Origin of the sequence: Arthrobacter sp., assembly GCF_031988865.1 — a bacterium.
In the GTDB taxonomy this organism is placed as follows: Bacteria; Actinomycetota; Actinomycetes; order Actinomycetales; family Micrococcaceae; genus Arthrobacter_B.
Map to the genome: position 1 here is coordinate 23019 of NZ_DALZXY010000025.1, position 16987 is coordinate 40005.

Consider the following 16987-nt stretch of genomic DNA (forward strand, 5'->3'; position numbering starts at 1 on the left):
CTGCTTTCAGTACGGGGAGGATGGGGGATTAGGTGGTGCGGGACGGTCAGCTTACGGATTCCGCTTTCGGCCGAGCACGGCGATCAGCCCGCCGATGACCAGCGCGGCACCCGCTCCGAGCAGTATGCCCAGCAGGACCATCCCGGCGTCGAGCCGTATCCCGGTGAGATGAACGGTGAGGATCAGCCCGCCGACAACGGCCAGTACCAGGCCCCAGACTATGGTGCCTACCCGGAGCGGACGGTGCTCGGGTTCCGGGACGTAAACCCCGTCGGAAGGGGACTGCCCGTAACTGCCGGTGGATTCGGCGTCAGAAAAGTTGGATTCCCTGTAGTCGCTCATTACTCGAGGCTGCTTTCATTCGTGGTCACCAGGACATTGCTGGCGACACCCGTGATGTGGATGATGATCTGGTGCCCGGTGGCGGTGGGATTCAGCTGCCGTTCCTGCTCGCCGACCCATACTCCGCCGGCGGAGCGGGTGCTGCCGCCGTATTCCAGTTCCACGTTGCCCATCGCCATTTCGGTGATGACCGAGACCCGGACATTGTCAGGGACCAGGATGACCAGGTTCCCGGCGGCGATGCTGACCGGTACGGTGACGTCGCCGTCCTTGACGTCATCGGACAGGCTGCGGAGATCGAGGTTCCCGCCCGCCGCAGCCATGGAGTAGCCGTCGGTGGGGGAGCCGGACTGGCCGGCGTTCCAATTGACATCCGTGGCGACGGCGACGGTGCGGTAGGCGTAGCTCCCGCTGAACAGCAGCGCCGCGATGAGGGAGAGAACGGCCATGCCGCCGGCGATCCCTGAGGACCGGCCCGCTGCGCCGAGGGCGGCGACGCCGAGTCCCAGCACTGCGCCGGCTGCGGCGAGGGCCACTGCCGCAGGTGAGCCGAAGTCGTAGATCCCGGTGTAGTCCAGGGCCAGCAGGACGCCGGCGGCCAGAAGCGCCGTGCCGCAGATGAGTGCTGCCCAGGACGCCGGAGCAGAAGTAGATGGTTTTCCGGGTTTCGGAGCGGACGGCGGCGGGAACTGGACGTAGGCACCACCGAATTCGCTGTCCGTCCGCCCAGTGGGGAAGCCGTAGGCGTGGGATCCGCCGGGGGCAGGCAGCGGCATTGTGGGGGCATCCGGGCCGGGATATCCGGCGGCCGGGAATGCGCTGCTCCCCGGTGTGGGAGGGGCAGCAGGGTCCTGGCCGGGACGCGAGTCCGCGTGGAACGGGGTGGGATGCGGTGCCGGGTCCCCGGGCCGTGGGCCGCTGTGCCGGGAAGATATCCAGTAGATGCCGAGGATGATGGCGGCAATCCAGAAGAGTCCCCAGAAGACGGCTCCGAACCACCCGCCCTGGGCCCAGAAGGAAATGCCCGGGGCCCCGAATCCCAGGATGGTGAAGGTCAGCGCCCCGGTCATTCCGGCACTCCAGGTGCCCCTGGTCGCTTCCTCGAGGTGGATCCGGCCATCCGGCTCGGGCAGCAGCGCCCAGGCAACACCGTAAAGGACAACGCCGATTCCGAAGAGTGAGAGCAGGATGACTAGACCGCGGACCAGTGTGGGGTCCAGGCCGGTCCGGTGGGCGATTCCTCCGGCGACGCCGCCGATCCAGCGCTGTGGCGAGCGCTGGATTCCCAGCTGGCGGAGCCAGGTAAAGAAGGAATTGGGCCCGGGGCCGTTGCTGGAGGCAGGCTGGCCCCCGGTTCCCTGCGGTGGAAGGGGATGAGTGGGTCCCGGTGTGGCGTGCTGCCCGTCGCCGGGCTCGGTCGGATGCGTGTTCATGCTTCCAGTCTTCCGTCCGGGAGGCCTGGGTTGCATCGGGGATTCCCCTGAGAGACCCCTGAACCTGCCCTGATCCCTTCCGCGGGCCAGCACCCGGGTAGCGATTTTGGTCCCCGGCCGTGCTTGGATTGGTGCATGAGACCCCCTTTGCTCCGCTCACCGGATCGGGTGGTGGCCGGCGTTTGTTCGGGGCTGGCTGTCCATCTGGGTATGCCGGTGCGCACCGTCCGCGTGCTGATGGCGGTGCTGTCGCTGCTGGCCGGTGCCGGCATCCTGCTGTACGCCTGGCTCTGGATTATGGTTCCAACCACCGAGGAGGAAGCAGAATCGGGTCAGCGTAATCCGCGCAGTGTGGCGGAGAACTTCGCCAGATACCTGCAGGACGAACAGAACGGCCGTCCGGGCCCGGGCAAACCTCCGATTGGAACGCGCGAAATCCTGATCGGACTGGTGCTGCTGCTCGTGGCGGGGGCCATCGTGGCGCAGCGGCTGGGAGCGGAAATCAACCTCGGAATACTGCTGCCATTCGCGGTAATCGTGGCCGGCGCGGTCCTGGCCTGGTCGCAGCTGGATGCTTCGCGGCGCGCCGGCCTTATGGCCGGTGCCGGTGCGGACCGCAAACCCGGCCTTGTCCGGCTGATCGTCGGCTTGCTGCTGGTTGTTGCAGGTTTCCTGCTGATCGTGTCCGGCTCCATTTCCTGGGATGTCCTGATGGCGGCCGTCCTGGCTTCGATGGCGGTCCTTGCGGGCATCGCCCTGGTCCTGGCGCCCTGGGCCGTGAAGTACTGGCGTGCCTTCCAAATTGAGCGGACGGGGCGGATCCGCCAAACCGAGCGCGCGGAAATTGCCGCGCACCTGCACGACTCCGTTCTGCAGACCCTCGCCCTGATCCAGAACCGTGCCGGGTCAGAGTCCGAGGTCATCAAGCTCGCCCGCGCGCAGGAACGTGAACTGCGGCAATGGCTCTATGCTGACCCGGAGAAAGGCACAGGCACCCTGGCGGACGCGCTCAAGGGTGTCGCCGCGGAGGTCGAGGACAGGTACGGGCACCCCATCGATTTCGTGGCCGTAGGCACGGCTGAACTGACGGTTCAAAGCTCGGCACTGGTGCAGGCGGCCCGTGCCGCGCTGTTCAACGCCGCCCAGCACGCAGGCGGACAGATTTCCCTGTACCTCGAATGCCGGCCGGATGCGGCGGAGGTTTATGTCCGGGACCGGGGCAAGGGCTTCGACCAGGACACCGTGCCCGAGGACCGGCTGGGGGTCCGGGAATCAATCATCGGGCGCATGCAGCGCCACGGAGGCACTGCCCGCGTGAAGAGCAGCAGCGCAGGCACCGAGGTACATTTGGCTCTGCCCCTGGCCGGAGCGGATGCAGCGGCACAGGCGGAGCGGGAAACGGAGAACAACAGGTGAGCACAGAAGTACAGCCCATTTCGGTCGTGGTCGTCGATGACCACGCCATTTTCAGGTCAGGGCTGAAAGCAGACCTGGACAACCGGGTCACCGTCCTCGCCGAGGCCGCCTCCGTCGAAACCGCGGTTGCCGCCATCCGGCAGGCCCGGCCGCAGGTGGTGCTTCTGGACGTGCACCTGCCCGGAGGCGCCGGTGGCGGGGGAGCGGAAGTTATCGCCGGCTGCACGGATCTTCTCGGCTCTACCCGCTTCCTGGCCCTGAGTGTTTCCGACGCCGCAGAGGACGTCGTCACCGTGATCCGTGCCGGCGCGCGCGGCTACGTCACCAAGACCATCTCCGGCACGGAGATTTCCGATGCCGTTGTCCGGGTTGCCGGTGGCGACGCCGTATTCTCGCCACGGCTCGCGGGATTCGTGCTGGACGCGTTCGGTGCGGCCACCACGGTCAGCGTGGATGACGAACTGGACCGGCTTTCGGCCCGCGAACGCGAAGTCATGCGCCTGATTGCCCGCGGCTACAGCTACAAGGAAGTCGCGAAGGAGCTGTTCATCTCAGTCAAGACGGTGGAAACCCACGTCTCAGCGGTCCTGCGGAAACTGCAGCTCTCCTCCCGGCACGAACTCACCAGGTGGGCTGCAGCCCGCCGGCTCCTCTAGCCGCGGCTGCAGCCCGGCAGGCTCCTCTAAAGGCTGTTCTTATTTCCTGCCCTGCCCGAGGAAATCCTTGAGCCGGTTCATGCCGGTCTCCAGGTCCTTGTCGCCCAGGGCGTAGGAGAGGCGCAGGTAGCCGGACGGGCCAAAGGCTTCACCCGGAACCACGGCGACTTCCACCGTCTCCAGGATCAGGGCCGCCAGTTCGGCGGAGGTCTGCGGGCGCACCGGACCGGCAGCTCCCGGGAATTCCCGGCCGAGCAAACCGCGCACATCGGCGTAGGCGTAGAAGGCGCCTTCGGGCATCGGGCAGTTGACGCCATCGATGGAGTTCAGTGCCTCGACCATTGCCTTGCGGCGGCGGTCGAACGCCGACTTCATGTCATCCACCGCGGTCAGCGGGCCGGAAACGGCAGCCAGGGCGGCCATCTGCGAGACGTTCGAGACGTTGGAGGACAGGTGCGACTGCAGGTTGGTGGCTGCCTTGATGACGTCCGGGGCAGCGATCATCCAGCCCACCCGCCAACCGGTCATCGCATAGGTCTTGGCCACGCCGTTGAGGATGACGACCTTGTCACCGAGTTCGGGACACTGCGTGGCAATCGAGGTGAAGGGCACGCCGTCGTATGTCAGGTGCTCGTAGATTTCATCGGTGACGACGAACAGGTTGTGGTCCGCGGCCCACATGCCGATCTCCGCCACCTCGTCGGCTGGGTAGACCGCACCGGTGGGGTTGGACGGGGAGACGAAGAGCAGGACTTTGGTCTTGTCCGTCAATGCGGCGTCGAGCTGGGAAACCGTCACCATGTAGCCCTGTTCGGGGCCGGCGAAGACCTCGACGGGAACACCTCCGGCCAGGCGGATGGCTTCGGGGTAGGTGGTCCAGTAGGGGCTTGGGACCAGGACCTCGTCGCCCGGGTCAAGGAGCGTGGCAAACGCTTCGTAGACGGCCTGCTTGCCGCCGTTGGTCACTAGTACCTGGGACGGATCAACTGAGTAGCCGGAGTCGCGGAGGGTCTTCTCCGCGATTGCCTTCTTCAGTTCGGGCAGACCAGCTGCGGGGGAGTAGCGGTGAAACCTCGGATCCTGCGCGGCGGCAACAGCGGCGTCCACAATGTACCCGGGGGTCGGGAAATCGGGCTCGCCGGCACCGAAGCCAATCACCGGACGGCCGGCAGCCTTCAGGGCCTTGGCTTTCGCGTCGACTGCAAGGGTGGCGGATTCCGCGATGGAGGCGATGCGCGCTGAGATTCGGCCGTTGGAAGGCATGGCGTTCCCGTCTGGTTTGGTGCGGTTTGCTTTTGGTATTGAGGAAGCAGCGCTTCCGTAAGGCAACGTTTCACCGTTCCTTTATGGAAGGCAAGCTTAGGCGTGCCGGGGACACATTTCAGTCTTTTACACACCCACGGCCCGTGCGCCCCGGGGATCAGGGCGCCCGCCGAAAGGGCCCGGCGCCCCGCCGGCACAAGCCGGTTCGACTCCCGGCAAAAGATTGAGTAGACTTGATCCTCGGTGTTGTTCTCTCGATGCTGGTTTATGCCCATGTCTGGTTAGGTCGGATGCAGGTATGCCGGTAAAGTGGGAGTCTCCCAAAGGGTAGTGGCGCAATTGGTAGCGCAGCGGTCTCCAAAACCGCAGGTTGCAGGTTCGAGTCCTGTCTGCCCTGCGCATGACGTCGGTTTTTCGCCGTCGAACGCAGTCCTTCATGAAGCAGCAGTTCCCCCGGCTCAGGCTGCGGGACTGTGAACCGAACAGATGAGTGAGGCGAAAGGTGACCGAGACAGCTGCCAGCAGCTCCAAGGGACACCCCTCCCCGAAGAAGCGCGGCTTCTTCGGCGGCATCGCCCTCTTCCTCCGTCAGGTCATTGCTGAGCTGAAGAAGGTGGTAACGCCCACCCGCAAGGAGCTGCTGAGGTACACCATCGTGGTTATGGCTTTCGTGGTCATCATGATGATCATCGTGTCGGTTCTGGACTTTGTCTTTGGTGCTGGCGCGCTGTATATCTTCGGCTCGGGCCGCGGCGAAAGCTAGCCCGACGGCGTTACGACCGCAGGCGCGGAAGTTATGCCGAAGAACTGAGCTAGTGACAAACCCAATAGAGCTCTGAAGAAGAAAGCAGGAATCTACGTGTCCGAGCAAGAACTCGAATCACAGATCAATGACGAAACCGCTGATCTGGATGCCGAGGAGCAGGTTACCGAAGCAGACGCCACGGCGGCTGACGGTGACGCATCGGCCGAAGATGCGGAAGAAACCGCTGGCGAGGAAGAGATCGCCGGCGAGGAAGAAGCCGCCGGCGAGGAAGCTGCGCCTGCTGCTGAGCCCGAAGAAGACCCTGTTGCCGCCTTCAAGGCAAAGCTGCGCCGCCAGGAGGGTGACTGGTACGTCATCCACTCCTACGCCGGCTACGAGAACCGCGTGAAGGCGAACCTCGAGACCCGCATCCAGACCCTGGACATGGAAGAGAACATCTTCGAAATCCAGGTTCCGATGGAAGAAGTCGTCGAGATTAAGAACACCACCCGCAAGATCGTCAACCGAGTGCGCATCCCGGGCTACGTCCTGGTCCGCATGGAACTGACGGACGCTTCCTGGGGTGTCGTCCGCCACACCCCCGGCGTCACCGGGTTCGTCGGCAACGCGCACAACCCGGTTCCGCTGAGCCTGGATGAAGTTTTCTCCATGCTCGAGCACACGGTTGTCTCGCCGAAGACCGACGCCGCCGGTGCACAGGCCAAGGCCGCCCAGTCCGCGATTGCCGTGGACTTCGAGGTCGGCGAGTCCGTCACCGTTAACGAGGGCCCGTTCGAAACCCTGCCGGCGACGATCTCCGAGATCAAGCCGGAGTCGCAGCAGCTCGTGGTCCTGGTGACCATCTTCGAGCGCGAGACTCCGGTAACGCTGTCCTTCGGCCAGGTCACGAAGATCCAGTAACCAGACTTCGCTGCCCCAGGACCGCTTTATCCTGGCCGGCAGCGTACGGCCGCCACGCCATGGCGGCCACCACCCGGATGGACGCTCCTGTCCTTCGGGAACATAATTTAGAGAAGGACCCTTTCATGGCCCCCAAGAAAAAGGTCACCGGCCTTATCAAGCTGCAGATCAATGCAGGTGCCGCCAACCCGGCTCCTCCGATTGGTCCTGCCCTTGGCCAGCACGGTGTCAACATCATGGAATTCTGCAAGGCGTACAACGCTGCAACGGAATCCCAGCGCGGCAACGTTATCCCGGTTGAAATCACGGTCTACGAAGACCGCTCCTTCACCTTCATCACCAAGACGCCTCCGGCAGCTGAGCTGATCAAGAAGGCAGCCGGCGTCGCCAAGGGCTCGGGCACCCCGCACACCGTCAAGGTTGCGAAGCTGACCCAGGCACAGGTGGAAGAGATCGCCACCCAGAAGATGGACGACCTGAACGCCAATGACGTGCAGGCCGCAGCGAAGATCATCGCTGGCACCGCCCGTTCCATGGGCATCACCGTCGAAGGCTAATAAAGCTTCACCCGCACGGGTCCGCCCGGGCAAAACCAAACATCATCGCCGTACTGACCCTGAGGGGGAGGGCGGCACGTGGCAGGGCCGAGCGCGGTCCGACAGACCACAACTGCACAAGGAGAAAAAGCAGATGGCAAAGCGCAGCAAAGCATATGAAGCCGCTGTAGCTAAGATCGACGCGGACAAGCTGTACGCACCGGTTGAAGCTGTAGCACTGGCGAAGGAAACCAACCCGTCCAAGACGGACGCAACTGTTGAGGTTGCCTTCCGCCTGGGCGTCGACCCCCGCAAGGCTGATCAGATGATCCGCGGCACGGTCAACCTTCCCAACGGCACGGGCAAGACCGCCCGCGTCCTCGTCTTCGCCACCGGCGAGAAGGCTGAAGCAGCTATCGCTGCCGGCGCCGACTTCGTTGGTTCCGACGACATGATCGAAAAGGTCGCAGCAGGCTGGACCGACTTCGACGCAGCCGTGGCTACGCCGGACCTCATGGGCAAGGTCGGCCGCCTGGGCCGCGTGCTCGGCCCGCGTAACCTCATGCCGAACCCGAAGACCGGCACGGTTACCCCGAACGTTGCCAAGGCAGTGTCCGACATCAAGGGTGGCAAGATCGACTTCCGCGTCGACAAGCACTCCAACCTGCACTTCATCATTGGCAAGACGTCCTTCGATGCGCAGAAGCTGGCCGAGAACTACGCCGCTGCCCTGGAAGAAGTTCTGCGCCTGAAGCCGTCCGCAGCCAAGGGCCGCTACATCCAGAAGGCCACCGTGACCACCACCTTCGGCCCCGGCATCGCCGTGGACCCGAACGTCACGAAGGTCCTCGCCGACGCATAGCATTTTCGTCAGGCCCAGCGCCTGGCTAAAAGCGGCCGCAGCATTTGCTGCGGCCGCTTTTGCGTGTCCGGGCCGAAATCACAGTGGGATGACAGGCCGCGGCGATCCCAGCAAGATGGGGGTATGGATTTCCGAGCGCATCCTGTCCAGGAAAACCCCATTCCCCGGCAACTGGGGGAGGCCGGCACTGACGGTTTCCTCGCCCTTGCCCGTCTGGTGAACGAACGGAACAGGCGGTTCTGGGGCAACACGGATTTTGAGGAATCCCCCGAGGCCCAGCTCGCCGGGATGCAGCCCCGGAAGGCGGGCCGGAGGGTGATCCTGCTTCCGGAAGGGACGTCGCCGGCCGGCGCCGCGGTCCTCATTGTTCCGCTGACTGATAACACCCATGCCGTGTGGGTAGACGTGATGGTGGACCCGGCGGCATGGGGCACCGGACTGGGCCGCAGCCTGCTCCGCGCCGCCGAAGAGTATACGGCTGCCCTGGGCCGCGGGGTGCTCGAGGCAGAAACCGAACATACCCTTGTCCCCGGACCGGATGCAGCGACACTGCGCCCCGCGACCGGTGTGGGGGAGCTGCCCGCGGACTCCCCGGCACGCTTCGCCCAGGCAGCCGGATTCGTTTTGGAACAGGTGGAGCGGATCAGCCTACTCGGCCTGGACCAAGGCGCGGACATTGCCGGACCGCTCGCGCAGGCACGCGAAGCCGCGGGAGAAGGCTATGCATTGGAAACCTGGACCGGGCGGTGCCCGGACACCCTTGTCAGTGACTACGCCCGCCTCCGGCAGCGGATGAGCACCGACGCGCCCATGGGGAACCTGGAATGGGAAGAGGAAGCCTGGGATGTGGAGCGCGTGCGCGAGAGCGAGGCGGCCCAGGCTGCCGCCGGTGTGGACCTGCTCTGCTGTGCGGTCCGGGACCTCTCCGCCGATACCTTGGCCGGCCACACGATACTGGCGGTAAACCGGGATCAGCCCCAAGCCGCGATGCAGGATGACACACTGGTGCTCAGGGCTCACCGCGGGCATAGCCTGGGCATGCTGCTCAAGACCGCTAACCTGCGCCGCCTCCAGCAGGAACGGCCCCGGGTGCAGCGCGTCTACACCTGGAACGCCGAGGAGAACCGGCACATGCTCCGCATCAACGAGGCACTCGGCTTCCGCGCCGCGGGCTGGGGCGGCCAATGGCAGAAGCGGCTCGGCCAGGCAAAGTGAAGAGCGCTCCCATAGGTAGGATTAGTCATCTGACATCCGCACCCGGATGCCTGCACTTCAGGGGGAGCATTGGAACGCAAGACGCTGGTGGATACCGTTGCGGACCAGTTGCTCGACCGGATAATCGCCGGCGAAATCGCGATCGGCTCGGCGCTGCCCTCGGAGGCTGACATCGCCGGGGAGGCGAACGTCAGCCGCCTCACAGTCCGTGAGGCACTTAAGTCACTTCGGGCCAAGAACGTGGTGAATGTGCAGCGCGGCCGGGGAACCTACGTCAATCCGCCCCGGTCCTGGACCTCCCTCGAAGCAATGATCCGTGCAACCGCCCATGGGGTTGGGGAAAACAACGTTTCGCTCCAGCTGCTGGAAGTCCGGCGCATGATCGAAACCGGCGCGGCCGCACTCGCGGCCCTGCGCCGGGAACCCGAGGATCTGGAACAGCTGGAGCAGCATCTGGCCGGCATGATCGACGCGGCGGCAGCGGGCGACGTCGACGCGTTCGTCCGGGAGGACATCGCCTTCCATGACGTCATCCTGCGGGCCTCCGGCAACGTGCTGGTTCCGGCCATGTATGAACCGCTGGGGAGGCTGCTCTCCGCCGGTCGGAGAGAAACCTCGGCTGTTCCCGTCATCCAGGACCACGCCATCGCGATGCACCGTGCGGTGATGACGGCCATTGCCGCCGGCGACGCCGAGGCATCCCGTCTGGCCATGGACGCGCACATGGACCAGACCCAGGCCGATCTCATCGAGCACGTACTGCGTTCAGCCTAGTCAGACGGCTGCGGCCAGAAATGGCCGCGCGGGACCTCCAGCGGGGGAGCCGTAGCTCATTGCCATGCGCTTCTGCTTCCCCAACCCGGCGGGATTCGACCCCCCAGCTTCCATGTGTAAGATGTCTGACATCTGATTACAAAGGAGTGTTCATGGAAGACTTGAGGAGCCTGCTCTCCGGTTACCCCGAAGCGGTATCCGTTTCCGCGGCGGATGTGACCGCAGGAGCCACGGGCGCCGTCTTCATCGTCCTCGACGACGATCCCACCGGTACGCAGTCCGTTGCCGGGCTGCCGGTCCTCACCTCCTGGGGAGAAGCCGACTTCGCCTGGGCGCTGTCCACCGGTGCTCCGGCTATTTACGTCCTGACCAACTCGCGCAGCCTGGCCGGGGCCGACGCCGCCCGCATCAACCGCGAGGTCGTCGCGAACGCCCAGGCAGCAGCCACGGCACAGGGCGCCCGCCTGGCATTTGTCTCCCGCAGCGATTCCACCCTGCGCGGGCACTTTCCGCTGGAAACCGATGTCCTGGCCGAGGCGATGCAGGATGCAGGGCTGAGGGCCCCCGACGCCGTGATTCTGGTACCGGCTTTCCCGGACGCCAACCGGATCACCATCGGCGCCGTCCACTACATGCGCAGCGGCTCGGAGCTGCAGCCCATCGCCGAGACGGAATTCGCCCGGGACGCCACGTTCGGCTACGCCAACTCCAATCTGGCCGCCTATGTCGAAGAGAAGACCAACGGACGGATCAACGCCGCCGACGTCATCACCCTCACCCTTGACGTCCTCCGCGGTGGAGCCGGCAAGATCGCGGCAGCCCTCGCGGGAGCCTCAAACGCCATCCCCGTTGTTGCCGACGCCGTGTCGGAAGACGACCTGCGGCTGCTGGCCCTGGGGTTGCAGCGGGCGGAAGCCGACGGCAAGAGCTTCCTCTACCGGGTTGGCCCGCCTTTCGTCCGCGCCGCCATCGGCCAGGAACAGCACCCGCCGCTGAGTGCCGAAGATGTTTACGGCGACGAGCCCGTGGGCCGCAGCCGCGGCGGATTGATCGTGGTCGGATCCCACGTTGGAGTGACCACCCGCCAGCTCAACCATTTGCAGGAAGTTCGGCCGCCCTCGCTCACGGTGGAAATCGACGTCGCCTCCGTTATTGATCCGGCCGTCCGCGAGCAGCATCTGGCTGAAGTCAGCGCACAAGTGGCTTCGGGCCTGAACACCGGGGACGTTGTCCTGCACACCAGCCGCCAGCTGGTCACGGCAGCGACGGGGGAGGAGTCCCTGGATATTTCCCGCCGCGTTTCCGCAGCCGTGGTTGACGTGGTGCAGCGGGTGCTTGCCGCCGCCCCGCCGCGGTTCGTGATCGCCAAGGGAGGCATCACCTCCTCCGACGTTGCGTCCAAGGGCCTGCAGATCGGCCGTGCCATCGTCCGCGGACCGATGCTGCCCGGAATCGTCTCACTGTGGGAGCCGATGGACGGACCCGCAGAAGGCATCCCCTACATCGTCTTCGCCGGCAACGTTGGCGATGACACGTCGCTGGCCGCCGTCGTCGATATTCTCTCGGAACAGTAAGGACCCTCAAAGATGACTACCTCGCAGATTAACGCGGACTACACCGTTGCCGTCCTAGGCCTTGGCGCCATGGGACTGCCGATGGCAACCCGCCTGGCCACCGGCCTGACCGTACACGGCTTCGACATTGCGCCTGCGCGTCTGGCGCTGGCCGAAGCCGCAGGGATCAAGACTTTCGCGTCCGGCGCGGACGCAGCTTCCGGTGCCGACGCTGTCCTGCTCGCCGTGCGCAACGGAGCGCAGCTCAACGACGTGCTGTTCGGAGAAACCGGCATCGCTCCCGCCCTGAAGCCCGGCGCCGTGGTGGTTATGACCAGCACAGTCGGCGTCGCCGCTGTCACCGAGGTTGCTGCCCGCCTGGCGGAGCAGCAGGTCGAGCTCGTCGACGCCCCGCTGTCCGGCGGCCCGGTGCGGGCCGGCGAAGGGGACCTGCTGATCGTCGTCGGCGCCACTGAAGCGGCACAGGCCACGGCCAAGCCCGTCCTCGAACTGCTGGCGTCCACCCTGAGCATCGTTGGCGACAAGCCCGGCGACGGCCAGGCACTGAAGACCGTCAACCAGCTGCTCTGCGGCGTCCACATCGCGGCGGCAGCCGAGGCCATGGCCCTGGCCGACGCCCTCGGACTGGACCGGGAGAAGACGCTGGGCGCCCTCCAGGCCGGGGCCGCGGCGTCCTTTATGCTCGGCAACCGCGGCCCGCGCATGCTCCAGGCCTACGACGAAGAGGGCGCCGAAGTGCTGTCCCGCCTGGACATCTTCGTCAAGGACATGGGCATCGTCACCAAGGCCGCCCGGGAAACCGGCCTGCCGACGCCGGTGGCCGCAGCGGCCGAACAGCTCTACCTGCTCGGCCAGGCAGCCGGCCTGGGTGCGGCGGATGACTCCGCCGTCATCAAGGTCGTAGCGCCGGTGCGCCCCACCCCGTAGCCCGGCCGCGGGCGGAAACCTGCCCGTTCCCACATCACTCGCACCTGTCAAAGGAGACAAACGATGAGCGCATTGACGCTCTTGATCATTGCGGTGGCCGGCGTTGCAGTCCTGCTGCTCGCCGTCATCAAGTTCAAGATTCCGGCCTTCCTGGCCCTGCTGACCGTCAGCATCCTGGTAGCTGTCGCGGCGGGCATCCCGCTGGACGAAGTCGTCACCTCGGTCCAGGCCGGACTGGGCGGAACCCTCGGGTCCGTTGCCATCCTGGTGGGCCTGGGAGCCATGCTCGGCAAGATGATCGAACTGTCGGGCGGTGCTGAGGCGCTGGCCGGCAAGTTCACGAAGATCCTCGGGCCCAAGCGGGTTACCGCAGCTCTGACGGCAGCGGCCTTCCTGCTGGCCATTCCGGTCTTCTTCGACGTCGGCTTCATCATCCTGGTGCCGATCGTCTACGGCTTCGCCAAGGCTGCCGGCGTCAATCCGCTCAAAATCGGCCTGCCCGTGGCCGCCATCATGCTGGCTGTGCACGTGGTTGTCCCGCCGCACCCGGGGGTTGTCGGCGGCGCCGGTGTCCTCGGCTCCGACATTGGCTGGATCACGATCATCGGCCTGATCATCTGCGCAATCCTGGGGGTGCCCGCATACTTCGTGGCCAAATGGCTGAACCGCCGCGACTATACGATGCTGCCGGCGACGGCTGAACAGTTCCGGCTCTTTGGCAGCGGCAAGTCCGATGTCGAGGTGGAATCCGGTGCCGGGGGAACCGCGGTAAAGACGCGGACTACCGTGCAGGCGCCTCCCAGTCCGGCCATGATCATCGCCCTGATTGTCCTGCCGATCGTCATGATCATGCTCGGCACCGTCAGCGCCGTCGTCCTCCCCGAAGGATCTGCTGCCCTTCCGGCCCTGACGCTGATCGGTTCGCCCGTGGTCGCGCTGCTGGTCACCGTGTTCCTGGCCTTCATCTTCCTCGGCATCCGCCGGGGCTGGAGTGCCTCCACCACGGGCGAGGTCATGGATGCCGCGCTGGCACCCGCGGCGATCGTCATCCTGGTGACCGGCGCAGGCGGTGCCTTCGGCAAGGTCCTCACCGAGTCCGGCATCGGCACCGCACTGGCTGACACGCTGTCTTCCGCCGGCCTGCCGATCCTGCTGATGGGCTACCTGCTGGCCGCAGTGCTGCGCGCGGCCCAGGGATCGGCAACCGTGGCGATCGTGACCACAGCCGGCCTGCTGGCCGCCTCGGTTGCGTCGGGCGACTACTCGGCCCTGCAGATGGCACTGATCACCGTCGCCATCGGCTTCGGTGCCTTCGGGTTCTCCCATGTGAACGATTCCGGATTCTGGATCGTGACCCGTTACCTCGGACTGTCCGTTGCGGACGGGCTCAGGACCTGGACCGTGCTCACCACGATCCTGGGTGTCTTGGGATTCGCACTGACCAGCCTCGCCTGGCTGGCCCTGACTCCCTTGGTTGGCTGAGTTGAGGGCCAGACTAGACGAGGTCACCGCGGGCGAGCTGGCACTGGGAGGAGCCGTACCTGCACTGACCTGCTACGACTTCACCACCGCGCTGGCCGTGGTGGGTGCCGCTGAGGACGCCGGGCGGCCGGTAATCCTCCTCGTGGCGCCCAAGACTGCCGCGGGGCCGGGTGGCATGCGGTTCATTGCCGCCCTGCGCGGCCTGGCCGACTCCGCGTCCGTGCCGGTCCTCGTCCAGCTGGACCACGCGGCCGACCCCGACCTCATACTTGCGGCGGCGAAGGCTGGAGCGGACAGCGTGCTCGCTGACGGTTCGGCGCTGGAACCTGCGGAAAATGCGGAGTTTGTGGCCGGCGTCGTGCGCTCACTGGCTGGCTTGGACATTGTGGTGGAGGCGGAGCTCGGTGCCCTGCCTGGTGACGAGGATGATGCCTCCGCAGCGGCCGGGGCGGACGCCACGGCCGGAATGACGGACCCTGCCACGGTGGCAGCGTTTCTCGAGGCCTCCGGTGCCGGCCTGCTGGCAGTGGCGGTGGGCAACGTCCACGGAAACTACAAGGGAGAGCCGCACCTGGACTGGAACAGGCTCTCCGCTGTGAAGGCCGCGGCCGGTTCGCTCCCGCTGGTCCTCCACGGAGCCTCGGGCCTGACTGAAGCCGATCTGGGCGGCGCGGCAGCTGCCGGGATTGGGAAGGTCAACATCAATACGGAGCTGCGTACCTCCACGCTTGCCGCCGTGGAGGAGGCCCTCCCGGCGATGCGGGCTGCAGGGGAGAACATGCTCGGGCTGTTGGGTGTCTGGACCGGTTCCGCGGCGGCAACGGCTGCCTGGGCACTGGAACTGCTCCGCCCGCAAACACCTACGACGTAGCACCACTTCGCCGGCGCGGCCTGACTGCGCCGGCGATTTGGCCCTCTGGGGATTCTCCTCTAAGCTTGAACTACCAAAGACCGTCGGTCGATGTGCATTCAATCCCACCGTAAAGCTGAACCATCAGCCTCCACGCGTGGAAACCGGTTGGAGAATCATCCGAAAGTCCCTTGATAGGGCGACCTGCGCAGGTGAACGAAGTGAACTCCGGATTTTGGTCCGTTGAGTGCCGCCCCGTGCATCTGCCCGGGGCGTTTTTTATGTTCGGGACCCGATCCACCGGCATTATTTCCCCGGAAGGAGGGTTATGGCAACGCCAACAAAGGTGTCAGCAGTTGAAGAAATCGCCAATGATTTCAAGGATTCAACCGCTGCTGTCCTAACCGAATACCGCGGGCTCACCGTTGCACAGCTCAAGGAGCTGCGCCGTTCGCTCGGCCAGGACACCAAGTACTCGGTCGTCAAGAACACCCTGACGGGCATTGCAGCCAAGGAAGCAGGCATCGATGCATTCGATGGCCAGCTGACCGGCCCTACTGCAATTGCCTTCATCAAGGGTGACGCAGTTGCGGCTGCAAAGAGCCTGACGGATTTTGCCAAGACCAACCCGCAGCTGGTCATCAAGACCGGTGTCTTCGAGGGCAACAACCTCGACGCCGCCGGTGTTGCTGCGCTTGCTGCGCTTGAATCCCGTGAGTTCCAGCTCGCACGTGTCGCCGGTGTCCTCAAGGCACCGATGTCCATGCTGGCCCGCACGGCAGATGCACTGCGTCTGAAGCTCGAAGAGGAGAGCGGCACCCCCGCTGCTCCTGCTGCAGAAGAGGCTCCGGCCGCTGCAGAAGAAGCTCCGGCCGCAGAAGCAGCCACCGAAGAGTAGAACCTCTTCTCATCCAATCTCCGGTGCCTGCGTGCACCAACTATAGGAAGGACGCCACATCATGGCGAAGCTCACCAACGAAGAGCTCATTGAGGCTTTCAAGGAACTGTCCATCATCGAGCTCTCCGACTTCGTGAAGCTCTTCGAAGAGACGTTCGACGTCACCGCTGCTGCTGTTGCAGTTGCCGGTCCGGCCGCCGGCGGCGCTGCTGATGCTGCTGAAGAGCAGAGCGAATTCGACGTCGTTCTGGAATCTGCTGGCGACAAGAAGATCGCAGTGATCAAGGAAGTCCGCGCGCTGACTTCCCTGGGCCTGAAGGAAGCCAAGGACCTGGTTGACAGTGCTCCGAAGGCCATCCTCGAAGGCGCCAACAAGGAAACCGCCGATAAGGCCAAGGAAGCCCTCGAGGCTGCCGGCGCCACGGTTACCCTTAAGTAGCATTGGCATTGCGGCCTAGCCGCAATACTTCAAAAACCCCCGCTTCCTTTACTGGAAGCGGGGGTTTTTGCTGTCTTGGGCGTGATGCCTGGACGGTGCCTGCGGACTAGGGGAGTGGCTCGGTAATATCCACGACCCGGGCCCGGAGCGCGTCAAGCAGTGCGTCGCCGTCAACGAAAAGGCTTGCCCCGTGTTCGCCGGCACCCATGGAAACCCGCTTGCCACGGATGGCCGGCGCGGCGAAGACCGGCCAGTTCACTGTGCTGCCGAGCGGGGTGATGGTACCGCGGGTGTACCCGGTGGCCTCGAACGCTTCCTCGGCCGGCGGCAGGGCAAGCTTGTTGGCTCCGGCGGCTGCCCGCAGCTTCGGCCAGGAGATCTGCTCGTCGCCCGGAACAAGCACAAACAGGTACTCCCCGCTTTTTCTCCGCACCACCAGGGACTTCACTATCTCGCCGGGGCTGATACCGAGGCTGGCAGCGGCTTCAGCGAGGCTCGCGGCAGCCGGACGGTCCACCACCTGCACAGCCAGCCCGAGTTCCCGGGCGGCTGCCAGCACTCTCTCCCGCCCGCTGGCGGTTTCAGATTCCACTAGTTGCGGTACAGCAGGAGGGCCTCGCCTTGGCCACCGCCGCCGCAGAGCCCGACGGCGGC

Annotated in this window: 18 protein-coding genes and 1 tRNA gene; 15 read left to right on the plus strand and 4 right to left on the minus strand. The window is 65.3% G+C overall.

What is annotated here, in order from left to right; translation table 11 throughout:
• Nucleotides 1-51 precede the first annotated feature (51 nt).
• Both RTN46_RS06845 and RTN46_RS06850 read right to left on the minus strand, forming a co-directional pair.
• A complete protein-coding gene (locus RTN46_RS06845) occupies nucleotides 52-342 on the minus strand; it encodes a hypothetical protein (RefSeq protein ID WP_312180068.1) in 291 nt (96 codons plus the stop codon).
• The gene (locus RTN46_RS06850) at nucleotides 342-1775 is read right to left on the minus strand and encodes a PspC domain-containing protein (protein ID WP_312180069.1); all 1434 of its coding nucleotides are present in this window, start codon (nucleotides 1773-1775) and stop codon (nucleotides 342-344) included. The genes RTN46_RS06845 and RTN46_RS06850 overlap by 1 nt, the downstream gene beginning before the upstream one ends.
• A gap of 135 nt (nucleotides 1776-1910) precedes the next feature.
• Here RTN46_RS06850 and RTN46_RS06855 point away from each other — a divergent pair, with 135 nt between their 5' ends.
• Nucleotides 1911-3191: a PspC domain-containing protein gene (locus tag RTN46_RS06855; protein WP_312180071.1), complete on the plus strand. Its 1281-nt coding sequence runs from the start codon at nucleotides 1911-1913 to the stop codon at nucleotides 3189-3191.
• Nucleotides 3188-3847 (plus strand): response regulator transcription factor, encoded by a 660-nt coding sequence (locus RTN46_RS06860; RefSeq protein WP_312180072.1) that lies wholly within the window; start codon nucleotides 3188-3190, stop codon nucleotides 3845-3847. The genes RTN46_RS06855 and RTN46_RS06860 overlap by 4 nt, the downstream gene beginning before the upstream one ends.
• A gap of 39 nt (nucleotides 3848-3886) precedes the next feature.
• Here RTN46_RS06860 and RTN46_RS06865 read toward each other — a convergent pair whose 3' ends face one another.
• Nucleotides 3887-5110 carry a pyridoxal phosphate-dependent aminotransferase gene (locus RTN46_RS06865; RefSeq protein WP_312180073.1) on the minus strand — a complete coding sequence of 408 codons (1224 nt, stop codon included), beginning with the start codon at nucleotides 5108-5110 and terminating at the stop codon, nucleotides 3887-3889.
• Between the two features lie 324 nt (nucleotides 5111-5434).
• Between RTN46_RS06865 and RTN46_RS06870 the strand changes: the two genes are divergently transcribed.
• The 13 genes from RTN46_RS06870 (at nucleotide 5435) to rplL (ending at nucleotide 16333) form a co-directional block, all read left to right on the plus strand.
• Nucleotides 5435-5507: transfer RNA gene (locus RTN46_RS06870), tRNA-Trp, on the plus strand.
• A 105-nt stretch (nucleotides 5508-5612) separates the two neighbouring features.
• Complete coding sequence (gene secE, locus RTN46_RS06875; protein WP_312180074.1) at nucleotides 5613-5873, plus strand: preprotein translocase subunit SecE; 261 nt, start codon at nucleotides 5613-5615, stop codon at nucleotides 5871-5873.
• Nucleotides 5874-5969: 96 nt separating this feature from the next.
• Nucleotides 5970-6776, plus strand: coding sequence for a transcription termination/antitermination protein NusG (nusG, locus tag RTN46_RS06880; RefSeq protein WP_312180076.1), 807 nt, complete (start codon nucleotides 5970-5972; stop codon nucleotides 6774-6776).
• A 125-nt stretch (nucleotides 6777-6901) separates the two neighbouring features.
• A complete protein-coding gene (gene rplK, locus RTN46_RS06885; RefSeq protein WP_066296034.1) occupies nucleotides 6902-7333 on the plus strand; it encodes a 50S ribosomal protein L11 in 432 nt (143 codons plus the stop codon).
• 133 nt (nucleotides 7334-7466) lie between these two features.
• The gene (gene rplA, locus RTN46_RS06890; protein ID WP_066296030.1) at nucleotides 7467-8174 is read left to right on the plus strand and encodes a 50S ribosomal protein L1; all 708 of its coding nucleotides are present in this window, start codon (nucleotides 7467-7469) and stop codon (nucleotides 8172-8174) included.
• A gap of 123 nt (nucleotides 8175-8297) precedes the next feature.
• Entirely contained in the window at nucleotides 8298-9389 is a 1092-nt protein-coding gene (locus RTN46_RS06895; protein WP_312180079.1) for a GNAT family N-acetyltransferase, read from the plus strand.
• A gap of 69 nt (nucleotides 9390-9458) precedes the next feature.
• Entirely contained in the window at nucleotides 9459-10163 is a 705-nt protein-coding gene (locus RTN46_RS06900; protein ID WP_312180080.1) for a FadR/GntR family transcriptional regulator, read from the plus strand.
• A gap of 152 nt (nucleotides 10164-10315) precedes the next feature.
• A complete protein-coding gene (locus tag RTN46_RS06905) occupies nucleotides 10316-11737 on the plus strand; it encodes a four-carbon acid sugar kinase family protein (RefSeq protein ID WP_312180081.1) in 1422 nt (473 codons plus the stop codon).
• 12 nt (nucleotides 11738-11749) lie between these two features.
• On the plus strand, nucleotides 11750-12664 hold the full coding sequence (locus tag RTN46_RS06910) for an NAD(P)-dependent oxidoreductase (protein WP_396157438.1): 915 nt from the start codon (nucleotides 11750-11752) through the stop codon (nucleotides 12662-12664).
• A gap of 63 nt (nucleotides 12665-12727) precedes the next feature.
• A complete protein-coding gene (locus RTN46_RS06915) occupies nucleotides 12728-14146 on the plus strand; it encodes a GntP family transporter (protein ID WP_312180083.1) in 1419 nt (472 codons plus the stop codon).
• A gap of 1 nt (nucleotide 14147) precedes the next feature.
• Complete coding sequence (locus RTN46_RS06920) at nucleotides 14148-15017, plus strand: class II fructose-bisphosphate aldolase (RefSeq protein WP_312180085.1); 870 nt, start codon at nucleotides 14148-14150, stop codon at nucleotides 15015-15017.
• A 307-nt stretch (nucleotides 15018-15324) separates the two neighbouring features.
• Entirely contained in the window at nucleotides 15325-15894 is a 570-nt protein-coding gene (gene rplJ / locus RTN46_RS06925) for a 50S ribosomal protein L10 (RefSeq protein WP_312180086.1), read from the plus strand.
• Between the two features lie 61 nt (nucleotides 15895-15955).
• Nucleotides 15956-16333: a 50S ribosomal protein L7/L12 gene (rplL, locus tag RTN46_RS06930; RefSeq protein WP_312180087.1), complete on the plus strand. Its 378-nt coding sequence runs from the start codon at nucleotides 15956-15958 to the stop codon at nucleotides 16331-16333.
• 106 nt (nucleotides 16334-16439) lie between these two features.
• On the opposite strand, the gene RTN46_RS06935 is transcribed toward rplL, so the two are convergent.
• Nucleotides 16440-16925, minus strand: coding sequence for a YbaK/EbsC family protein (locus RTN46_RS06935; RefSeq protein WP_312180088.1), 486 nt, complete (start codon nucleotides 16923-16925; stop codon nucleotides 16440-16442).
• Nucleotides 16926-16987: the final 62 nt, after the last annotated feature.